At 70.0% G+C, this 20,057-nt stretch carries 6 protein-coding genes; 3 read left to right on the top strand and 3 right to left on the bottom strand.

Translation table 11 applies throughout. From position 1 onward, the window contains the following. Positions 1 to 49 precede the first annotated feature (49 nt). The gene (locus CFB34_RS36200; RefSeq protein ID WP_089444457.1) at positions 50 to 973 is read left to right on the top strand and encodes a LysR family transcriptional regulator; all 924 of its coding nucleotides are present in this window, start codon (positions 50 to 52) and stop codon (positions 971 to 973) included. A gap of 128 nt (positions 974 to 1,101) precedes the next feature. On the opposite strand, the gene CFB34_RS36195 is transcribed toward CFB34_RS36200, so the two are convergent. Beyond that, positions 1,102 to 1,974, bottom strand: a complete 873-nt coding sequence (locus CFB34_RS36195) for a LysR family transcriptional regulator (protein ID WP_089444456.1) — start codon at positions 1,972 to 1,974, stop codon at positions 1,102 to 1,104. On the opposite strand from CFB34_RS36195, the gene CFB34_RS36190 reads away from it, so the two are divergent. Then, entirely contained in the window at positions 1,930 to 3,477 is a 1,548-nt protein-coding gene (locus CFB34_RS36190; RefSeq protein WP_242808766.1) for an MFS transporter, read from the top strand. The genes CFB34_RS36195 and CFB34_RS36190 overlap by 45 nt on opposite strands. Positions 3,478 to 3,551: 74 nt before the next feature. On the opposite strand, the gene CFB34_RS36185 is transcribed toward CFB34_RS36190, so the two are convergent. Both CFB34_RS36185 and CFB34_RS36180 read right to left on the bottom strand, forming a co-directional pair. Next, on the bottom strand, positions 3,552 to 6,050 hold the full coding sequence (locus tag CFB34_RS36185) for a xanthine dehydrogenase family protein molybdopterin-binding subunit (RefSeq protein WP_089444454.1): 2,499 nt from the start codon (positions 6,048 to 6,050) through the stop codon (positions 3,552 to 3,554). 21 nt (positions 6,051 to 6,071) lie between these two features. Next, positions 6,072 to 6,530, bottom strand: coding sequence for a (2Fe-2S)-binding protein (locus CFB34_RS36180; RefSeq protein WP_089444453.1), 459 nt, complete (start codon positions 6,528 to 6,530; stop codon positions 6,072 to 6,074). A gap of 725 nt (positions 6,531 to 7,255) precedes the next feature. On the opposite strand from CFB34_RS36180, the gene CFB34_RS36175 reads away from it, so the two are divergent. After that, positions 7,256 to 19,978 carry an autotransporter-associated beta strand repeat-containing protein gene (locus CFB34_RS36175; protein WP_089444452.1) on the top strand — a complete coding sequence of 4,241 codons (12,723 nt, stop codon included), beginning with the start codon at positions 7,256 to 7,258 and terminating at the stop codon, positions 19,976 to 19,978. Positions 19,979 to 20,057: the final 79 nt, after the last annotated feature.

Here is a 20,057-nt window from a genome sequence, read left to right as displayed (position 1 = left end):
GATGGCTTGATGGCGCAATCTTAAGGGTCATGTTCCAGCGGGAAAAGCGATGATTTCTGACCAGAATGGTGAGATTGACTCACCATCGGTTCGCACGAACCTGCCATCGCTGATGGCGTTGCGTTGCTTCGAGGCGGCGGCGCGTCACGAGAATTTCAGCCGTGCGGCCGACGAGCTGTGCCTGACCCATGGCGCGGTCAGCCGCGCGGTGCGATTGCTCGAGGACGACCTGGGCGTCGCGCTGTTCCAGCGGCGCAGCCGTCGCGTGTTCCTGACCGATGCGGGCCGCAAGCTGGCGCAGGCCGTCCATGACGGGCTGGGGCTGATGCGTCACGCCGCGCAGGCATTGCGTACCGAGGCTGCCCGGGCACGGCGCTGGGTGCTGTCGTGCGAGCCGACGCTTCTGATGCGCTGGCTGATTCCGCGCTGGCCGGATTTTCAGGCGCGGCATGCGGGCGTCGACGTCCACCTGGCTGCCGCGGGCGGTCCGTTCTCATTCGACAGCGGCATCGACATGGCGATTCGGCGCGATGACTTTGCGTGGCCGGCGGGTTATCACGCGCAGCGGCTGTTCGCGGAGCAGGTGGGGCCGGTCTGCCGGCCGGATAAGGTCGATGCGTGGTTTTCCGCGCGTCGTGGCAGTCGTGCGTTGAAGGCGGATGTTCCGCGACTGCACACGCGGACACGGCCGGACGCGTGGAAGGAATGGGCGGTGGCGGCGAATCAGCCGGCCGCGAAGGGGCGGGGGCAGACGTTCGACCATTTCTATTTCAGTCTGCAGGCGGCGGTTGCGGGGCTTGGTGTCGCGATCGGCCCGTGGCATCTCGTTCGCGATGATATTGAAAGCGGGGTGCTGGTCGCGCCGATGGGGTTCGTCGAGGATGGTTCGCATTACTGCTTGTTGACGCCGGAGCCGGTGGTGGCGGGGAGTGCGCAGGGGGATGTGCTGGGGTGGTTGAGGGCGGTGGTTTGATGGGGCGCGCGTGTGTGCAGATGGGTGGTTGACGCCGCGCGCCCGCAAGAAGGGGCGTGGTGAAGCTCGGCGCAGGCATCGCGATCGATCCCCGCGCCTGGTATCGCATGCCACGGCGATGGCCGTCGCTACTGCCGCGAATCCGGCGCGAAGGTCCTGCCCGTCACGTCAGCGATGAAGTCGATCGCCGCGCGAATCGACGGCGAATGCCTGAGATCGGCATGCACGACCAGCCAGATTTCGCGGTAGTACGGTTCCCCGTCGAACGGCAGGCGCTGCAACCCCGGATCGTCATCGCCCATGAACACGGGCAGGCCCGCCACGCCGATGCCCGTCCGGGCCGCGACCTGCTGCGTTGTGATATCGCTGACTTCGCACGCGATGCGGCGACCTCGAGCGATCGACTCGAGCCATTTCTGATGCGGCATTTCGGCGAATTGCGCGTCGTAGCAGATGAACGCCCAATCGTCAGGCGTCGACGCGTGCGCGTAGTCGCGACTCGCATAGAGCCCGAAAGCCATCTCGCCCAGCTTGCGCGTCACGTTTTGCGGCTCCTCGGGGCGGAACAGGCGCACGGCAATATCCGCTTCACGGCGGGCGAGCGAGACGCTTTGCGCCTGGCTGGCCAGCGACAGCCGAATGCCCGGATGCATTTGCGCGAACGCATACAGATGATTCGCGTAGAAATTGTTGGCGAGCACGGGCGGCACGCTGATCGTCACGGTGCCGTGCATCGGCAGGTGTTCCGTGAGCGCGAGGCGCTCGATCGCAAACGCGTGCTCCTCCATTTTCCCGGCGAATTCGAGGATCTGCCGGCCGGCGGCAGTCGGCCGGCACGCGCGCGGCAACCTGTCGATCACGCGCATCTTCAATTCCGATTCGAGCGCGGCGAGGCGACGGCTGACTGTCGCGTGGTCGACGTTTAATCGCCGGGCGGCCGCGGAAAGACTCCCGGCTTGAGCGACGGCCACGAAGTAACGCAGGTTTTCCCAGTCGAACATCGGTGCATTTTCTCCAGGGTGCCGTGCTGTTTTGCGGAATATTCGCACAGAAGGCGATCCTCTACGCTTCAATTCTCCGAATGCGAAGGATTGCCGATGCAGACCTCATCCACCCCTCATCCGCGGCGGGTTCAAACGGCGGCGTGCCTCGGTTACGCGGTCGTCCTGATCGACGTCAGCGTCGTCAACGTTGCGCTCGATGCGTTGCGAACGGCGTTTGGCGCCGCGCTCACCGACCTGCAATGGGTCGTCAACGCGTATGCGCTCGTGTTCGCGGCGACCCTGCTGATGGCGGGTGCGCTCGGCGACCGGCTGGGGGCAAAGCGCATGTTCATTGCCGGTTACGCGATCTTCGCGCTGTCGTCGATCGGCTGCGGCACCGCGCATGCCATCGGCGCGTTGATCGCCTGGCGTCTCGTTCAGGGGATCGGCGCCGCGCTGCTGGTGCCGAACTCGTTGGCCGTGCTGCGTCTCGCCTTCGACGACGCGGCAGCGCGTAGCCGCGCGATCGGCTGGTGGGGCGCCGGCGGCGGCATCGCGCTGGCTGCGGGGCCGCTGGCCGGCGGGTTGCTCATCGCTACCGTCGGCTGGCGCAGCATTTTCCTGGTCAACGTGCCGGTCGGCATCGCCGGTATCTGGATGACGTGGCGGTTCGCGCCCGACACGCAAGCGCAGGGCGGCAGGCGCCTCGATCTCCCCGCGCAACTGACCGGTGCGCTTGCGCTGGCGGCGCTCACGTTCGCATCGACCGAGATCAGTGCGCTGGGGTGGCGCAGTCCGGTCATCGTGAGTGCGTTCGCGTTGTGCGTTGCGTTGGGCGTCGCGTTCGTCCGGCTGGAAGCGCGCAAGCCGGACGCGATGCTGCCGGCCGCGTTGTGGCAGGACCGGATCGTCCGCAGCTCGATCGTGATCGGCGCGATCGCGAACCTGGTCTTCTACGGCATCGTCTTTACATTGAGCCTGCTGTTTCAGTCGGTCTGGCATATGACCCCCGTGCGCGCAGGTGTCGCGTTTCTGCCGATGATGGGGGTGCTGATGATCATGAGTATCGTCGCCGGGCGGCTGACCGGCCGGCTGGGCGCGCGCACGCTGGCGACGGCCGGGTTGTCGATTTCGGCGGTCGGTTATCTGGCGATGTGGCCGGCGATTGCTGCGCATTCCAGCGGGTTGCTTGCGATACCGATGCTGCTTGCAGGCGGCGGCATTGCGTTGACGATACCGACCATCATGGACGCGGCGCTCGCGGCGGTGAGCGGCGCGCAGTCAGGTGTGGCGTCGGGGTTGTTGAATACGGCGCGACAGGTGGGCGGCGTGATGGGCGTCGCGTTGTTCGGCTTCTTCGTTCGTGAGGCAGGGGGCGTGGCGTTTGTCCTTGGAATGGAGCGGGCATTGATCGTTTCGGCTCTGTTGCTGATGGTGGGCGCGGTGATGGCCTGGCGGAATCTGGGGCAGGCGGCGGCGCGCGGGATTCGGGCTCGCGGGGCGAGCCCTCAACGTCAGTGACCTACCCGATAAACGCCGCCGCGCACACGCCTCCTCCCATCCCGGCATTCGGCGCGCCAAACCGATCACGGGCATCAGGTCGTCGTCGGCTTCTTGAGATCGTCGATGCACGGGATGCCTGCCTTCCGCTTGGGACGGAGAAATTTGGGCACCGAGCTGCCTTGCCCGACGCCCGCCTGGCTTTGACTGACCTTCGGCTTCAAGGTGGCCGTCTTCGCCTTGTGCGGCATCCGGCAACCGCCGGCCGGCAGGTCGGCGTACGGATCGTCTTCCACTGGCGCCGCTGCGGCCGGCATCACGGGCGCGGTCGACGCGACCAGCATCGGCGCGAACGGCAACGCGCGCATCCGCTCGCCGGTCAGGACGAACGCGCCGTTGGCGACCGCCGGTGCGATCGGCGGCACGCCGGCCTCGCTCAACCCGGTCGGGTGCGCGTCCGACGGGACGAAGAACACGTCCACCGGCGCCGCTTCCTGCATCCGCACCGGCGAGTAGTCGGCGAAGCCGGCGTTGCGGGCCGCACCATGCTCCACGTCGATCGCGAAACCCGGCTTGGTCGTCGCGAGGCCGAACAGCGCACCGCCCTGGATCTGCGCTTCCGCGCCGGTCGGGTTCACGATGCGGCCAGCATGCACGCCGGCCGTCACGCGGTGCACGCGCGGCTGCTGGCCTTCGATCGACACCTCGGTGACATACGCGACGACCGTGTCGGCGGTTTCGTGCATCGCGACGCCCCACGCGTGCCCGGCAGGCAGCGTGCGCGCGCCGTAGCCCGACTTGTCGACGGCCAGGGCGAGCGCCTGGCGATGGCGCGAGTGCTCGGGGCCGGACAGCCGCGCCATCCGGTACGCGACCGGATCCTGGCGGGCCGCGTGCGCGAGTTCGTCGACGAGCGTCTCCATCACGAACGCCGTATGCGTATTGCCGCCCGAGCGCCATGACTGGACCGGCACGTCGACGTCCGGCTGATGGACCGAGACCTGCATCGGGAAACCGTACGGGCTGTTCGCCACGCCTTCGGTGAGGTCGGGATCGGTGCCGCTTTTGCGAATCGTCGTGCGCTCGAGCGGCGAACCCTTCAGCACCGACTGGCCGACGACGACGTGCTGCCAGTCCCGCACCGCGCCGCTGCCGTCGACGCCGATGTCGACCCGATGCAGCACCATCGGGCGGTAATAGCCGCCGCGCAGGTCGTCCTCGCGCGTCCAGATGGTCTTGACCGGGCCCAGGTGGCCGGCTGCCAGGTACGCGGCGGACACATGGGCGGCCTCGACCACGTAGTCCGACGTGGGCGTCGAGCGCCGGCCGTAGTCACCGCCCGACATCATCGTGAAGATCTGGACTTTCTCGGGGGCGACACCGAGTGCCTTCGCGACCGCGGCGCGATCGGTCGTCTGCATCGACGAACCGCCCCAGATCTTGATCCCGCACGCGCAGCTCGGCGGCCCGACGTCGACCGTGCAACTGAGCGGTTCCATCGGCGCATGAGCCAGGTACGGAAATTCGTAGTCCTGCCGGATGCGCGTGGCCGCCGGCGGCGCGTTGCCGGCATCGGCCGTGCGCACCACGGTGCCGGGCGTGCCGGCGAGCTGCTTGTATGCCTGCATCTGTTCGGCGGACGTGACGGTCGAACCGGTGTCCTTCCACGTGACCTGCAGCGCATCGCGACCGAGCCTGGCAGGCCAGTAGCCGTTCGCGATCACGGCCACGCCGGTGCCGCCGCGATCGGTCGGGATTTCGACGACCTCGACCACCCCCTTGACGGCCCGGGCCGCCGCCGCGTTGTAGCTTGCAACCTGTCCGCCGAAGCGCGGCGGGCGCGCGACCACGGCCACCATCATGTCCGGCAGGCGCCAGTCCATTCCGTACTTGAGCGTTCCGTCGAGCACGGCGCGCGAATCGACGCGCGGGGTCGGCTTGCCGATGATGCGGAACTGGTCGGGCGACTTCAGCGGCACGTGCTGCGGCACCTGCATCGCCATCGCGTCCGCCGCGAGTTCGCCGTAGGTCGCGGTGTGGCTGCCGGACGTCACGACGCCCTGCGCGGTCCGGCACGTGGCCGGATCGACGTTCCAGCGCCGGGCGGCCGCGGCGACGAGCATCGCGCGCGCGGACGCGCCGAGTTCGCGGTATTGCGTAAACGAATGGTTGATCGACGTCGAGCCGCCCGTCATCTGGATCCCGGTCACCGGATCCTTGTACGGTTCGCCCGCCGGCGCGAGCACGGTGCGCACGTTGCGCCAGTCGGCGTCGAGTTCGTCGGCCAGCGCCATCGGCAGCGCGGTGCTGACGCCCTGGCCGGATTCGGTCCGGTTGACGGCCACCGTCACCGTGTTGTCCGGCGCGATGATCAGGAATGCTTGAGGCGGCGAGGTCCGAAGGGTCATGCCGGCTTGGGCGCCGGCGCGCGTCGGCTTGATGCCGAGCGCGAGACAGCCGCTCGCCGCCATCGTGAGTTTCAGGAAGTCGCGCCGGCCGAGCATCGGAGCACCGGCTCCGGTGACGGTCGAAGCGTCGGAGGCAGCGGCGGGGGCGGGGGTGTTCGCCGGGCGCCCGGCAGTGCGGATACGCATGGTCACAGTCTCCCGGCGGTCTCAGGCAAGCGCGCTGGCCGCGTCGTGAATCGCGGAGCGGATGCGCTGGTAGGTGGCGCAACGGCACAGGTTGCCGGCCATCGCGCGATCGATGTCGGCATCGGTCGGCGCCTTGTTGCCGCGCAGCAGCCCTGCCGCACTCATCATCTGGCCGCTCTGGCAATAACCGCATTGGGCGACGTCGTGGCGGACCCACGCGTCGAGGACGGCTTTGCCGATCGCATCGTCGGCGAGGTGTTCGGACGTCGTGATGCGCGCACTTCCTACCGACGACAGCGCGAGCGTGCAGCTACGCACGGCCCGACCGTCGACGTGCACGGTGCACGCGCCGCAGTCGCCGGTGCCGCAGCCGAACTTGGTGCCGGTCAGGCCGAGGTTGTCGCGCAGCACCCAGAGCATCGGCGTCGACGGATCGGCATCGACGTCCGCCGCCCGGTTGTTGATGTTCAACGTCACCATCGTGAAGTCCTCCCTTGGACACCGCGTTATCGTTCGCGAGACAAAACCGCAATGCGACGGATGTGAACCAATTAAAGCAGATTCGAGAAAAAATCAGCATCTCGAAAATCGGCTTTTTTGCCTTTCTTAATAATTCAGGCTAATTAGTTAAAATATAAAATTTACAAACAGTATACGAATGTGCGAATGTCGCAGAAAGAATGTTGAGTTTTGACAAAAACTCGCTGGCCCCATGGAAAACGTTTGCGAGTCGAGCCTATATTGGACTCGCGATCAAGGCGGGGAGTGCGAATCGAACGGTGGAGACAGGTGATTCCATATATGAAACAACAGTTCCCCGATTGAATGCCGGAGGGAGATTCCGGCGTTTGTTTTCGTGGCGCAAGGCTTGCCGCGCGGGCACTTTGGCTGCGTCTGCCGTTTGACCTGGATATAGAGGCGCGTAATCAGCGTGGGTTCTCCGGTCGCGTTTTGATCTGCCGGAAACAGCGATTTCTAATAAGTGGAAGATTTACCGGTCAGGGGGATTAAAAGTAAAAAATGCTGATTAAATAATGCCAGTTGATTAATTCTCGCCAGTTGTCAATCCGGTCATCCGTTTTGGTTTGATGACGGGGCGGCATTTATCCAGAAAAATCGAATAACGCATTCCGGTATTTCCTTTCCGTATTCCCAATTGCGGGAAGGATTCGGGTCGTCGATTCTCTTTATGGGAAGGTGTGATTATGCGTATGCGCATGGGTTCGAATAAAAAGCGCGCGGATGCACGTCCGAAATTCCTCGTTCCGACCGGCATGCTGGTCGCGCTGGTCGGCGCCGGGGTCATTCCCGCAGAAGCATTGGCCGCCTGCACCGGAACACCCACCGTCACCTGTACCGGCGCGACCTCGAGTTACGCGAACGGCACGAACGGCCTCAACGTCACGGTCGCCCAGGGCGCGACCGTTTCGGTGGTGCCGTTGTTCGGCGGGACCGCGATGTCGCTGACGGGCAGTGGCGTCACGCTGACCAACAACGGAACGATCGACCCTTCGCTGGCCGGCCTGAGCGTCGTGTCGAACGGCACGGTCGTCGGCAATGTGCTGTCCCCGAGCACGGTCAACGTCACGAACGCGAGCACCGGCGTGATGATGGGCTCGACCAGCGGGTTGCTGGGCAACGGGCCGGCATTGACCGTCTACAACGGCATCGGCGGGACGACGAACATCACGAATGCCGGCACGATCGGCACGACCGGCATTCTCGGCTTCACCGCGGGTCCGACCGCGCAGGTGGTTACGGCATCGGGGGGCGCGCAGGTCAATTTCACCAACGCGAGCGGCGGTGCGATCAATGGCTCCGTGGTGCTGGCCCCGAGCGGACTGGCCGGCACCGGCAATACGTTCACCAATGCGGGAACCGTCACGGGGAACGTGTCGCTCGGCGCGGCCGTCGGTACGTCGAATACGTTCAATGCGCTGACCGGATCGTCGGTCGGCCTCGGTGTCGATGCGGGCCTCGGCGGCAACAACACGCTCAACCTGCAGCTGAACACGGCTACCGGCAGCGCGGCGAACGGCACCGTCGCGGTCGATACGTTCGGCAATTTCACCCATCTCGCGGTCCAGGGCGGCACGTGGCACATCAACGGCGCATCGACCGCGTCGGACGCGTCGCTGACCGGCGGCACCGCGATCCTCAACAACAGCGGCGGGCTGGGGACGGGGACGATCGTTGCCGGCGGCGGCACCCTCGAGGCCGGCGCGGCCGGCGTGAACCTGCTCAACAACGTGGCGCTCGGCACGGCGTTGACGGTCGACGGCGCGACGGGCCTCGCGCTGTCGGGGGCGCTGAGCGGCGGCGGTGCGCTGAACGCGAGCGGCACCGGCACGCTGACGCTGAACGGCGCCAATTCATTCACCGGCGGAACGAATCTGACGGGCGGCGGCGGGATCGTCGTCGGCACCGGCACGGCGCTCGGCACCGGCACGCTGAACGTGACGGGCGCGGGCGGCACGCTCGGCACGAGCGTCGGCGGCACGGTGCTCGGCAATGCAGTGAATCTGGATACCGGCGTCACGCTGGGCCTGAACGGTTCCGCCAACCTCGGGCTGGGCGGCGCGATCGGCGGCAGCGGCAGCCTCGCGCAAACCGGCTCGGGCACCACGACGCTGCTTGGCCTCAACACGTTTGGGGGCGGCACGACGCTGAGCGGCGGCGGGCTGATCGCGGGCAACGGCGCCGCGCTCGGCACCGGCGCGCTGCATGTGAGCGGGGCGGGCGGCTCGCTCGGCACGAGCGTCGGCGGCACGCTGCTGGGCAACGCGGTGAACCTCGACGCCGGCGCGGCGCTCGGCCTGAACGGCGCGGCCAACCTGAGCCTCGGCGGCGTGATCGGTGGCGGCGGCAGCCTCGCGCAAACCGGCTCGGGCACGACGACGCTGCTCGGCGCGAACACGTTCACCGGCGGCACGACGCTGGGCGCGGGCGGTCTCGTCGCCGGCAACGGCGCGGCATTGGGCACGGGTGCGCTGAACGTGACCGGCGCGGGCGGTTCGCTCGCGACCAACGCGAGCGGCACGCTGCTCGGCAATGCGGTGAATCTCGGCGCGGGCGCGACGCTCGGCCTGAACGGCGCGGCCGACCTGAGCCTCGGCGGCACGATCGGCGGCAACGGCAGTCTCGCGCAAACCGGCGCGGGCACGACGACGCTGCTCGGCACGAACACGTTCACGGGCGGCACGACGCTGGGCGCGGGCGGTCTCGTCGCCGGCAACGGCGCGGCATTGGGCACGGGTGCGCTGAACGTGACCGGCACGGGCGGTTCGCTCGCGACCAACGCGAGCGGCACGGTGCTCGGCAATGCGGTGAACCTCGGCGCGGGCGCGACACTCGGCCTGAACGGCGCGGCCGATCTGGGCCTGAGCGGCACGATCGCCGGTGCCGGCGGCCTGGCGCTCGGCGGCGCGGGCGCCACGACGCTGTCCGGCGCGAACACGTTCACCGGCGGTGCGAGCCTGACGGGCGGCGGCAGCCTGATCGTCGAAGGCAACACGGCGCTCGGCATTGGCGGCGCGCTGAACGTGAGCGGCCTCGGCGGCTCGCTGAGCGCGGACCTGGCCGCCGGCGCGGCACTCGCGAACACGATCAACCTGAACGGCGCGTCGCTGACGCTGAATGGCGCGCACGACCTCGGCCTGAACGGCACGATCAACGGCACCGGCGGGCTCGTGCTGAGCGGCACCGGAACGACCACGCTGTCCGGCGCGAACACCTTCGGCGGCGGCACGACGCTGAGCGCCGGCACGCTGCTCGCCGGCAACAACGCGGCGCTCGGCACCGGTGCGCTGAATGTCGCGGGCGCGGGCGGTGCGCTTGGCGCGAGCGTGAACGGCACGGTATTGGGCAACGCGGTGAACCTCGGCGCGGGCGCGACGCTGGCGCTGAGTGGTGCGAACGATCTCGGCCTGAGCGGCGTGATCGCCGGCAACGGCGGGATCGCGCAAACCGGCAGCGGCACGACGACGCTGCTCGGTGCCAATACGTTCTCGGGCGGCACGACGCTGAGCGGCGGCGGGCTCCTCGCTGGCAATGGCGGCGCGCTGGGGACGGGCGCGCTGAACGTGACGGGTGCGGGCGGCTCGCTCGGCACGACGGTCGGCGGCACGGTGCTGGGCAATGCAATCCAGCTCGGCGCGGGCGCCGCACTGACGGTGGGCGGCGTGAACGACCTCGGGCTGGGCGGGATCATCTCGGGCACCGGCGGCCTCAATGTCACCGGTCCGGGCACGACGACGCTGACCGCGGCCGAGACGTTCACCGGCGGCACCACGATCGGCAGCGGCACGCTGGCAATCGGCGCGGGCGGCAGCCTTGCCGCGTCGAGCCCGGTCAACCTGACGGGCGCGGGCGCGCACTTCAGCGTGGCCGGTGCGACCACGCCGCAGTCGATCGGCACGCTGTCGGGCGTCGCGGGTTCGGCGATCGATCTCGGGGCGAACCACCTGACGTTGGCCGGTAGCGGCAACGGCGTCTTCGCCGGCAACATCGGCGGCGCGGGCGGGCTGACGCTGTCGGGTACCGGCTCGCAAGCACTGACGGGCAACAACACGTTCACGGGCGGCACGGCGCTGACCGGCGGCAGCCTGGTGGTCGGCAGCGCCACGGCGCTCGGCCTGGGCGCGCTCGACGTCAACGGCTCGGCGTCGCTCGGCGCGAGCGTGCCGGGCGTGACGCTCGGCAATGCGGTGAATCTCGGCACCGGCGTCACGCTGGGGCTGAACGGCGCGACCGACCTGGGCCTGGGTGGCACGATCGCCGGGAACGGCAGCCTTGCGCAAACCGGCACGGGCACGACGACGCTCACCGGTACGAACACGTTCTCGGGCGGCACGACGCTGGGCGCCGGCGGGCTCATCGCGGGCAATGGCGCGGCGTTGGGCACGGGTGCGCTGAACGTGACGGGCGCTGGCGGCACGCTGGCGACGAACGTCGCCGGCACTTTGCTCGGCAATGCGGTGAATCTCGGCGCGGGCGCGACGCTCGGCCTGAACGGCTCGGCGGATCTGAGCCTGGGCGGCGTGATTGCCGGCAACGGCGGGATCGCGCAAACCGGCAGCGGCACGACGACGCTGCTCGGTGCGAACACGTTCTCGGGCGGCACGACGCTGAGCGGCGGCGGGCTGATCGCCGGCAACGGCGCGGCGCTCGGTACGGGGACGCTGAACGTCGCGGGCGCGGGCGGCACGCTCGGCACGAGCGTCGGCGGCACCGTGCTCGGCAACGCGGTGAATCTCGGCACGGGCGCGACGCTGACGGTTGGCGGTGCGAACAATCTTGGGCTGGGCGGCGCGATCACCGGCGGCGGCAACCTGGCCGTGAACGGCCCGGCAACGACGACGCTCACGGGGCTCGGCTCGTACACCGGCAACACGACGATCGGCAATGGCAGCACGCTCGCGGTGGGCGCGGGCGGCGGCCTGTCGGCGGCCAGTCTGTTCGACCTGGCCGGCGCGGGCGCGACGCTCGACCTGAGCGCGGCCACGTCGCCGCAGGCGACGGGCGGGCTGGCCGGCGTGGCCGGCTCGGCGGTGAACCTCGGCGGCAACACGTTGACGCTGGGCGGCGCGGGCAACACCACCTTCGGCGGCACGATCGGCGGCACGGGCGGCCTGGCGCTGTCCGGCACCGGCACCGAGACGCTGACGGGTATCAATACCTACACCGGCGCGACGACGATCAACAGCGGCACGCTGGCGATCGGCGCGGGCGGCAGCCTGTCGGCGGGTGGCGCGGTGAATCTGGCCGGCGCGGGCGCGACGTTCGACCTCAGCGGCGCGACGTTGCCGCAGGTGACGGGCGCGCTGTCGGGCGTGGCCGGTTCGACGGTGAACCTCGGCGGCAACGGGCTGACGCTCGGTGGCTCGGGCAACGCGACGTTCGGCGGCACGATCGCCGGCGCGGGCGGCAGCCTGACGCTGGGCGGTACGGGCGCGGAGACGCTGACGGGCAACAACACTTATTCAGGCGGGACGAACCTGACCGGCGGCGGCACGCTGATCGCGGGCAGCAACACGGCGCTCGGCACCGGCGCGCTGAACCTCGCCGGTGCGGGCGGCTCGCTGGCGGCGAACGTCGCCGGCACCGTGCTCGGCAATGCGGTGAATCTCGGCGCAGGCGCGACGCTGGGCCTGAACGGTGCGGCCGACCTGAGCCTCGGCGGGCTCATCTCCGGCGGCGGCAGTCTCGCGCAAACCGGCAGCGGGACGACGACGCTCACCGGCGCCAACACCTATACGGGCGGCACGACGCTGAGCGGTGGCGGTTTGTCCGTCGGCAGCAGCACGGCGCTCGGCACGGGCACGGTCCACGTGAGCGGCACCGGCGGCGCGCTCAACGCGAGCACGGCCAACATCCTGCTCGCCAACGGGTTCGACCTCGGCGGCGGTTCGACCCTGAACCTCGGCGGTATCAACGACTTCGGCCTCAGCGGCATCATTTCCGGGGCGGGCGGCGTGGCGCAGTCGGGCACGGGCACGACCACGCTCGGCGGCTCGAACACCTACAGCGGCGGCACGACGCTGAACAGCGGCGGGCTGAGCGTGGGCAGCAATACGGCGCTCGGCACCGGCGCGCTGAACGTGAACGGCAACGGCACGCTGAACGCCAGCGTGAGCGGCACGACGCTCGGCAACGCGGTGAATCTCGGCGCGGGCGCGACGCTCGGCCTGAACGGCGCGAACAACCTCGGCCTGAGCGGCACGATTGCCGGCGACGGCAGCCTCGCGCAAACCGGCTCGGGCACGACGACGCTGACGGGCCCGAACACGTACACGGGCGGCACGACGCTGAACGGCGGCGGGCTCATTGCCGGCAACGGCAGCGCACTGGGTACCGGTGCGTTGAACGTCTCGGGTGCGGGCGGCTCGCTCGGCACGAACGTGGCGGGCACGACGCTCGGCAACACGGTGAATCTCGGCGCGGGTTCGACGCTGACGGTTGGCGGTGCGAACGATCTTGGCCTCGGCGGTGCGATTTCCGGCAGCGGTGGCCTGTCGGTGAGCGGCCCGTCGACGACGACGCTCACGGGTGCGAACACGTACACGGGCAACACGACGATCGGCGGCGGCAGCACGCTGGCGGTGGGCGCGGGCGGCGGCCTGTCCGCGGGCAGCGCGCTCAACCTCTCCGGCTCGGGCGCGACGCTGGACCTGAGCGCGGCGACCTCGCCGCAGACGAGCGGGATGCTGTCGGGCGTCGCCGGCACGAACGTCAATCTCGGCGGCAATACGCTGACGCTCGCCGGTGCCGGCAACGGCAACTATGCCGGCACGATCGGCGGGTCCGGCGGGCTGACGATGTCCGGTTCGGGCACCGAAACGTTGACGGGCAGCAACACGTACACGGGTGCGACGACAATCAACAGCGGCACGCTGGCGATCGGCGCAGGCGGCAGCCTGTCGGCGAGCAGCCCGGTCAACCTGGCCGGTGCGGGCGCCACGTTCGACGTGAGTGGCGCGACGACCCCGCAGACGACGGGCACGCTGTCGGGCGTGGCCGGTTCGACGGTGAACCTCGGCGGCAACAACCTGACGCTGGGCGGCACGGGCAACGGCACGTACGGCGGCACGATCGCCGGTGCGGGCGGCAGCCTGACGCTGTCGGGCAGCGGCACCGAGACGCTGACGGGCAACAACACGTATTCGGGCGGCACGAACCTGAACGGCGGCGGCACGCTGCTCGCGGGCAGCAGCGCGGCGCTCGGCACGGGCGCATTGAACACGAGCGGCGCGGGCGGCACGCTCGGCACCAGCGTGGCCGGCACGACGGTCACCAACGCGATCAATCTCGGCACGGGCTCGACGCTGACGGTTGGCGGTGCGAACAATCTCGGCCTCGGCGGCGCGATTGCCGGCAGCGGCAACCTGTCGGTGACCGGCCCGGCAACGACGACGCTCACCGGTACCGGCACGTACACGGGCAACACGACGATCGGCAGCGGCAGCACGCTCGCGGTGGGCGCGGGCGGCAGCCTGTCGGGGGGCAGCGCGGTCGACCTGTCGGGCACGGGGGCGACGCTCGACGTCAGCGCGGCCACGACGCCGCAGACGACGGGCACGCTGTCGGGCGTCTCGGGCACGACGGTGAACCTCGGCGGCAACACGCTGACGCTGAACGGTTCGGGCAACGGCACGTTCGGCGGCACCGTGGGCGGCACGGGCGGGCTGACGCTGTCGGGCACGGGCACCGAAACGCTGACCGGCAACAACACGTACACGGGCGCAACGACGATCGGCGGCGGCAGCACGCTGGCGATCGGCGCGGGCGGCAGCCTGTCGGCGAGCAGCCCGGTCAACCTGACCGGTGCGGGCGCCACGTTCGACGTGAGCGGCGCGACGACCCCGCAGACGACCGGCACGCTGTCGGGCGTGGCCGGTTCGACGGTGAACCTCGGCGGCAACAACCTGACGCTGGGTGGCACGGGCAACGGCACGTACGGCGGCACGATCGCCGGTGCGGGCGGCAGCCTGACGCTGTCGGGCAGCGGCACCGAGACGCTGACGGGCAACAACACGTACACGGGCGGCACGAGCCTGACCGGCGGCGGCACGCTGGTCGCGGGCAGCAATACGGCACTCGGCACGGGCGCGCTGAACACGAGCGGCGCGGGCGGCACGCTGACTGCGGGCACGCCCGGCACGACGCTGGGCAACACGGTGAACCTGGGCGCGGGTTCGACGCTGACGGTCGGCGGCGCGAACGGTCTCGACCTGGGCGGTGCGATCTCGGGCAGCGGCAACCTGGCGGTCACGGGCCCGTCGACGACGACGCTGTCCGGTGCGAACACCTACACGGGCGGCACGACGATCGGCGGCGGCAGCACGCTGGCGGTGGGCGCTGGCGGCAACCTGTCGTCGGGCAGCGCGATCGACCTGTCGGGCACCGGGGCGACGCTGGACCTGAGCGCGGCAACCTCGCCGCAGACGACGGGCGCGCTGTCCGGCGGAACGGGCACGAACGTGAACCTCGGCGGCAATACGCTGACGCTCGGCGGGTCGGGCAGCGGCACGTATGCGGGTGTGATCGGCGGCACGGGTGGACTGACGCTGTCGGGCACCGGCACCGAAACGCTGACGGGCAGCAACACGTACACGGGGGCGACGACGATCAACAGCGGCACGCTGGCGATCAGCGGTAACGGCAGCCTGTCGTCGAGCAGCCCGGTCAGCCTGACGACGTCCGGCGCGACGCTCGACCTGAGCGGCGCCACGTCGCCGCAATCGACCGGTGCGATCTCGGGCGTGGCGGGTTCGACGGTGAACCTCGGCGCCAACGACCTGACGCTCGGCGGCACGGGCAGCGGCACCTATGCGGGCAACATCGCCGGCACGGGCGGCGTGACGATGACCGGCACGGGCACCGAAACGCTGACGGGGGCCAACACCTATACCGGCGCGACGACGATCAACAGCGGCACGCTGGCGATCGGCGCGGGCGGCAGCCTGTCGGCGACGACGCCGGTGAGCCTGACGGGTGCGGGCGCAACCTTCGACCTGAGCGGCGCGACCACGCCGCAAACGACCGGCACGTTGTCGGGCGTGGCGGGTTCGACGGTGAACCTCGGCGCCAACAACCTGACGCTCGGCGGGTCGGGCAGCGGCACTTACAGCGGTACGATCGCCGGCAACGGCGGCAGCCTGACGCTGGGCGGCACGGGCACCGAAACGCTGACGGGCAACAACACGTATTCGGGCGGCACGAACCTGACCGGTGGCGGCACGCTGATCGCCGGCGGCGGTTCGGCACTCGGCACGGGGGCGCTGAACACGAGCGGCGCGGGCGGCACGCTCGCCACCAGCGTGGCCGGCACGACGCTCGGCAATGCGGTGAACCTCGGTGCGGGTTCGACGCTGAAAGTTGGCGGTGCGAACAATCTGGGCCTCGCCGGCGCGATCTCGGGCAGCGGCAATCTCGCCGTGACCGGCCCGTCGACGACGACGCTCACCGGCGCGAGCTCGTACACGGGCGGCACGACGATCGGCAACGGCAGCACGCTGGCCGTGGGCGCGGGCGGCAGCCTGTCGTCGGGCAGCGCGGTCGATCTGGCTGGGGCGGGGGCCACGCTGGACCTGAGTGCGGCTACGGCACCGCAGTCGACGGGCGCGTTGTCGGGCGTAGCGGGTTCGACGGTGAACCTCGGCGGCAATGCGCTGACGCTGGGCGGCACGGGCAGCGGCACGTATGGCGGCACGATCGCCGGTACGGGCGGCAGCCTCACGTTGTCGGGCACGGGCACCGAAACGCTGACGGGCAACAACACGTATTCGGGCGGCACGAACCTGAACGGCGGCGGTACGTTGCTCGCCGGCAACGGTTCGGCACTCGGCTCGGGTGCGCTGAACACGAGCGGCGCGGGCGGCACGCTCGGCACGAGCGTCGCGGGCACGACACTGACGAACGCGATCAATCTCGGCACGGGTTCGACGCTGACGGTTGGCGGTGCGAACAATCTGGGCCTGGGCGGCGCGATCTCGGGGAGCGGCAACCTGGCCGTGACCGGCCCGTCGACGACGACGCTCTCCGGTACGAGCACCTACACGGGCAACACGACGATCGGCAACGGCAGCACGCTGGCGGTGGGCGCGGGCGGCAGCCTGTCGTCGGGCAGCGCGGTCGATCTGTCCGGCACGGGCGCGACGCTCGATCTGAGCGCGGCCACGACGCCGCAGTCGACGGGCGCGTTGTCGGGCGTCGCGGGGGCGGCGGTGAACCTCGGCGGCAATACGCTGACGCTTGGCGGGTCGGGCAGCGGCACGTTCGGTGGGACGGTCGGCGGCACGGGCGGGTTGACGATGGCCGGCACGGGGACGGAAACGCTGACGGGCAGCAACACGTACAGCGGTGCGACGACGATCAACAACGGCACGCTGGCGATCGGCGCAGGCGGCAGCCTGTCGGCGAGCAGTCCGCTGAGCCTGACCGGTGCGGGCGCAACCTTCGACGTCAGCGGCGCGACGACGCCGCAAACGACGACCGGGCTGTCGGGCGTGGCCGGTTCGACGGTGAACCTCGGCGGCAACAACCTGACACTCGGCGGGTCGGGCAGCGGCACGTACGGCGGCACGATCGCCGGCACGGGCGGCAGCTTGACGCTGGGCGGCACGGGCACCGAGACGCTGACCGGTTCGAACACGTATTCGGGCGGCACGAACCTGACCGGCGGCGGCACGCTGGTCGCGGGCAGCAATACGGCGCTCGGGACCGGCGCGTTGAACACCGGCGGCGCAGGCGGCACGCTGGCAGCCGGCACGCCGGGCACGACGCTGGCCAATGCGGTGAACCTCGGGACGGGTTCCACGCTGACGGTAAGCGGCCCGAACAGCCTCGGCCTGACCGGCGCGATTTCCGGTAACGGCACTCTGTCGGTCACGGGCCCGGCGACGACGACGCTGTCCGGCGCCAACACCTACACCGGCGGCACGAGCGTCACGGGCGGCGGCACGCTGGTCGCCGGCACGCCGACAGCACTCGGCAGCGGCTCGCTGAGCGTCGGCGGTAACGGCGGCACGCTCGGCACCAGCGTGGCCGGCACGACGCTCGGCAACGCGGTGAATCTCGGCACGGGTTCGACGCTGACGGTCGGCGGCGCCAACAACCTCGGCTTGAGCGGGCCGATTTCGGGCGGCGGCAACCTGGCGGTCAGCGGCCCGTCGACGACGACGCTCACAGGGGCCAACACCTACACGGGCGGCACGACGATCGGCAGCGGCAGCACGCTGGCGGTCGGCGGCAGCGGCGGACTGTCGTCCGGCAGCGCGGTCACGCTGGCCGGCACCGGCGCGACGCTCGACGTGGCTCACGCGAGCAGCCCGCAGACGACGAGTGCCTTGTCGGGCACGGCGGGTTCGACCGTGAATCTCGGCGGCAACACGCTCACGGTGGCCGGCCCGGGAGGCGGCGCCTTCGGCGGCACGATCGCGGGCACCGGCGGCTTCGCGGTGCAGGGCGGCGGCACGCAGACGCTGAGCGGCGCCAATACTTACACGGGCGGCACGACGATCGGCAGCGGCAGCACGCTGGCGCTCGCCGGGGCCGGCAGCCTCGCGCCGACCAGCCCGATGATCCTCGCGGGCAGCGGCGCGACGCTGAACCTGGCGGGCTCGGCTGCGCCGCAGTCGATCGGCACGCTGTCGGGCGCGACGGGCTCGAACGTGAACCTCGGCAATACGCCGCTGACGGTCAACACCGCGGGCACCAGCACGTTCGCGGGCACGCTGTCGGGTACCGGGCCGCTGACGCTGGCCGGCACGGGCGCGCAACTGCTGAGCGGCACGAACACGTTGTCCGGGCCGACGACCGTGGCCGGCGGCACGCTCGCCGTCACCGGTTCGCTGGCCAGCTCGCCGGTGACCGTCGGCAACGGCGCGACCGTCACCGGGACCGGCACGATCGGCGGCCTCGTCGTGTCGGGTGGCGGGACCGCGTCGGTTATGCAGCTCGGGCAGCCGCTGAAGGTGGCGGGCAATGCGACGTTCCAGCCCGGTTCGACGCTGCAGGTCGGCGCCACGCCGCAGCAGAGCGGCGGTCTCGACGTCACCGGCACCACGACGCTCAACGGCGGGTCGGTGCAGGTCGTCGCGGCGACCGGGCAGTACCAGCCGGGCAAGCTCTACACCATCGTGAATGCCGGCGCGGGCGTGCAAGGGCAGTTCAGCGCGGTGAACTCGACGTATGCGTTCCTCACGCCGACGCTCACGTACAACCCGGCGCAGGTGCTGATGTCGCTGACACCGAACGGCACGCCGTTCTCGTCGGTGGCGACGACGCCGGACGGACAGTCGGTGGCCGGTGCGATCGGCACGCTCGGCGCCGGCAATCCGCTGTTCGACACCGTGCTGACGTCGGATGCGCCGACTGCCAACCGCGCGTTCGCGCAGCTTGACGGCGATCTGCATCCGAGCACGAGAAGCGTGCTGCTGTCCGACAGTCGTTACGTGCGCGACGCGGTGCTCGATCGCGCGCGTCTCGGCTCGCAGCCGGGCGGCGCATTGTGCGGCTGCGAGGCGCCGGTGTCGGCGGACGATCACGCGGCGTCGCTCGACCGGCGCCTGGCGTCGGAGAACGGCTGTACACCGGCCAAGTCGTTCAAGCCGGCGGTGTGGGGCCGGCTGTACGGCTCGCATAGCCGGTTCGACGGCGACGGCGTCGCGTCGGTCGATCGCAACCTGTATGGCTTCGTCGTCGGCACGGATGCGGAGGTCAGCAGCCACTGGCGCGTCGGTATCGCGGGCGGCGCGTCGCGCACCCTGCTCAATGCCGACCAGAACCAGTCGGCGAAGGTGAACGGCGAGACGATCGCGCTGTACGCCAGCGGCCGGTACGACGCGTGGAACGTGCGCGGCGGCCTCGCGCAGTCGTGGTACCGCGTGCATAGCGAGCGCAATCCGTCGTTCGGCGGCTTCTCCGACCACGACACCGCCAGCTACGACGCGAACGCGACGCAGGTGTTCACCGAGATCGGTTACTCGACGGCCATCCGCAACGTCGCACTCGAACCGTTCGTCGGACTCGCGTATGCGAGCCTGCATACCGGCAGCTTCAGGGAGAACGGTGGCGCGGCAGCACTGCAGGGCGATTCCAGCACGACCGGCCTCGGCTTCTCGACGCTCGGCGTACGCGCCTCGACCGATGTCGCGGTCACGACGAAGGGCAAGGTCACCGCGTTCGGCACCGTCGGCTGGCGGCATGCGTTCGGCAATACGCAGCCGGGTTCGACGCTGGCGTTCGCGAGCGGCGGCTCACCGTTCAGCGTGGTCGGCGTGCCGGTCGCGCGCGATGCCGCGGTGCTCGAGGTCGGGGTCGATGCGGCCGTCACGAAGAACCTGTCGCTGGGGTTGTCGTATAGCGGCCAGATCGGTGGAAGCTTCAGCGACCACGCGCTGTACGGCAATCTGCTGTGGAAGTTTTAAGGGGGCGGCCGCTCGCGATGTCGTCGTCGTGAGCGGCCGATGGTTGATCGATGGTTTCATGGTTGGTGGTTCGATTCGC

It is taken from the genome of Burkholderia sp. HI4860, from assembly GCF_002223045.2.
Lineage (GTDB): Bacteria > Pseudomonadota > Gammaproteobacteria > Burkholderiales > Burkholderiaceae > Burkholderia.
This window is presented reverse-complemented; position numbering and strand designations above follow the sequence as displayed.

Coding starts and splice junctions, on each gene's coding strand:
- CFB34_RS36200 (WP_089444457.1), top strand. CDS start 50: ATGATTTCTGACCAGAATGGTGAGATTGACTCACCATCGGTTCGCACG.
- CFB34_RS36195 (WP_089444456.1), bottom strand. CDS start 1,974: ATGTTCGACTGGGAAAACCTGCGTTACTTCGTGGCCGTCGCTCAAGCC.
- CFB34_RS36185 (WP_089444454.1), bottom strand. CDS start 6,050: ATGCGTATCCGCACTGCCGGGCGCCCGGCGAACACCCCCGCCCCCGCC.
- CFB34_RS36180 (WP_089444453.1), bottom strand. CDS start 6,530: ATGGTGACGTTGAACATCAACAACCGGGCGGCGGACGTCGATGCCGAT.
- CFB34_RS36175 (WP_089444452.1), top strand. CDS start 7,256: ATGCGTATGCGCATGGGTTCGAATAAAAAGCGCGCGGATGCACGTCCG.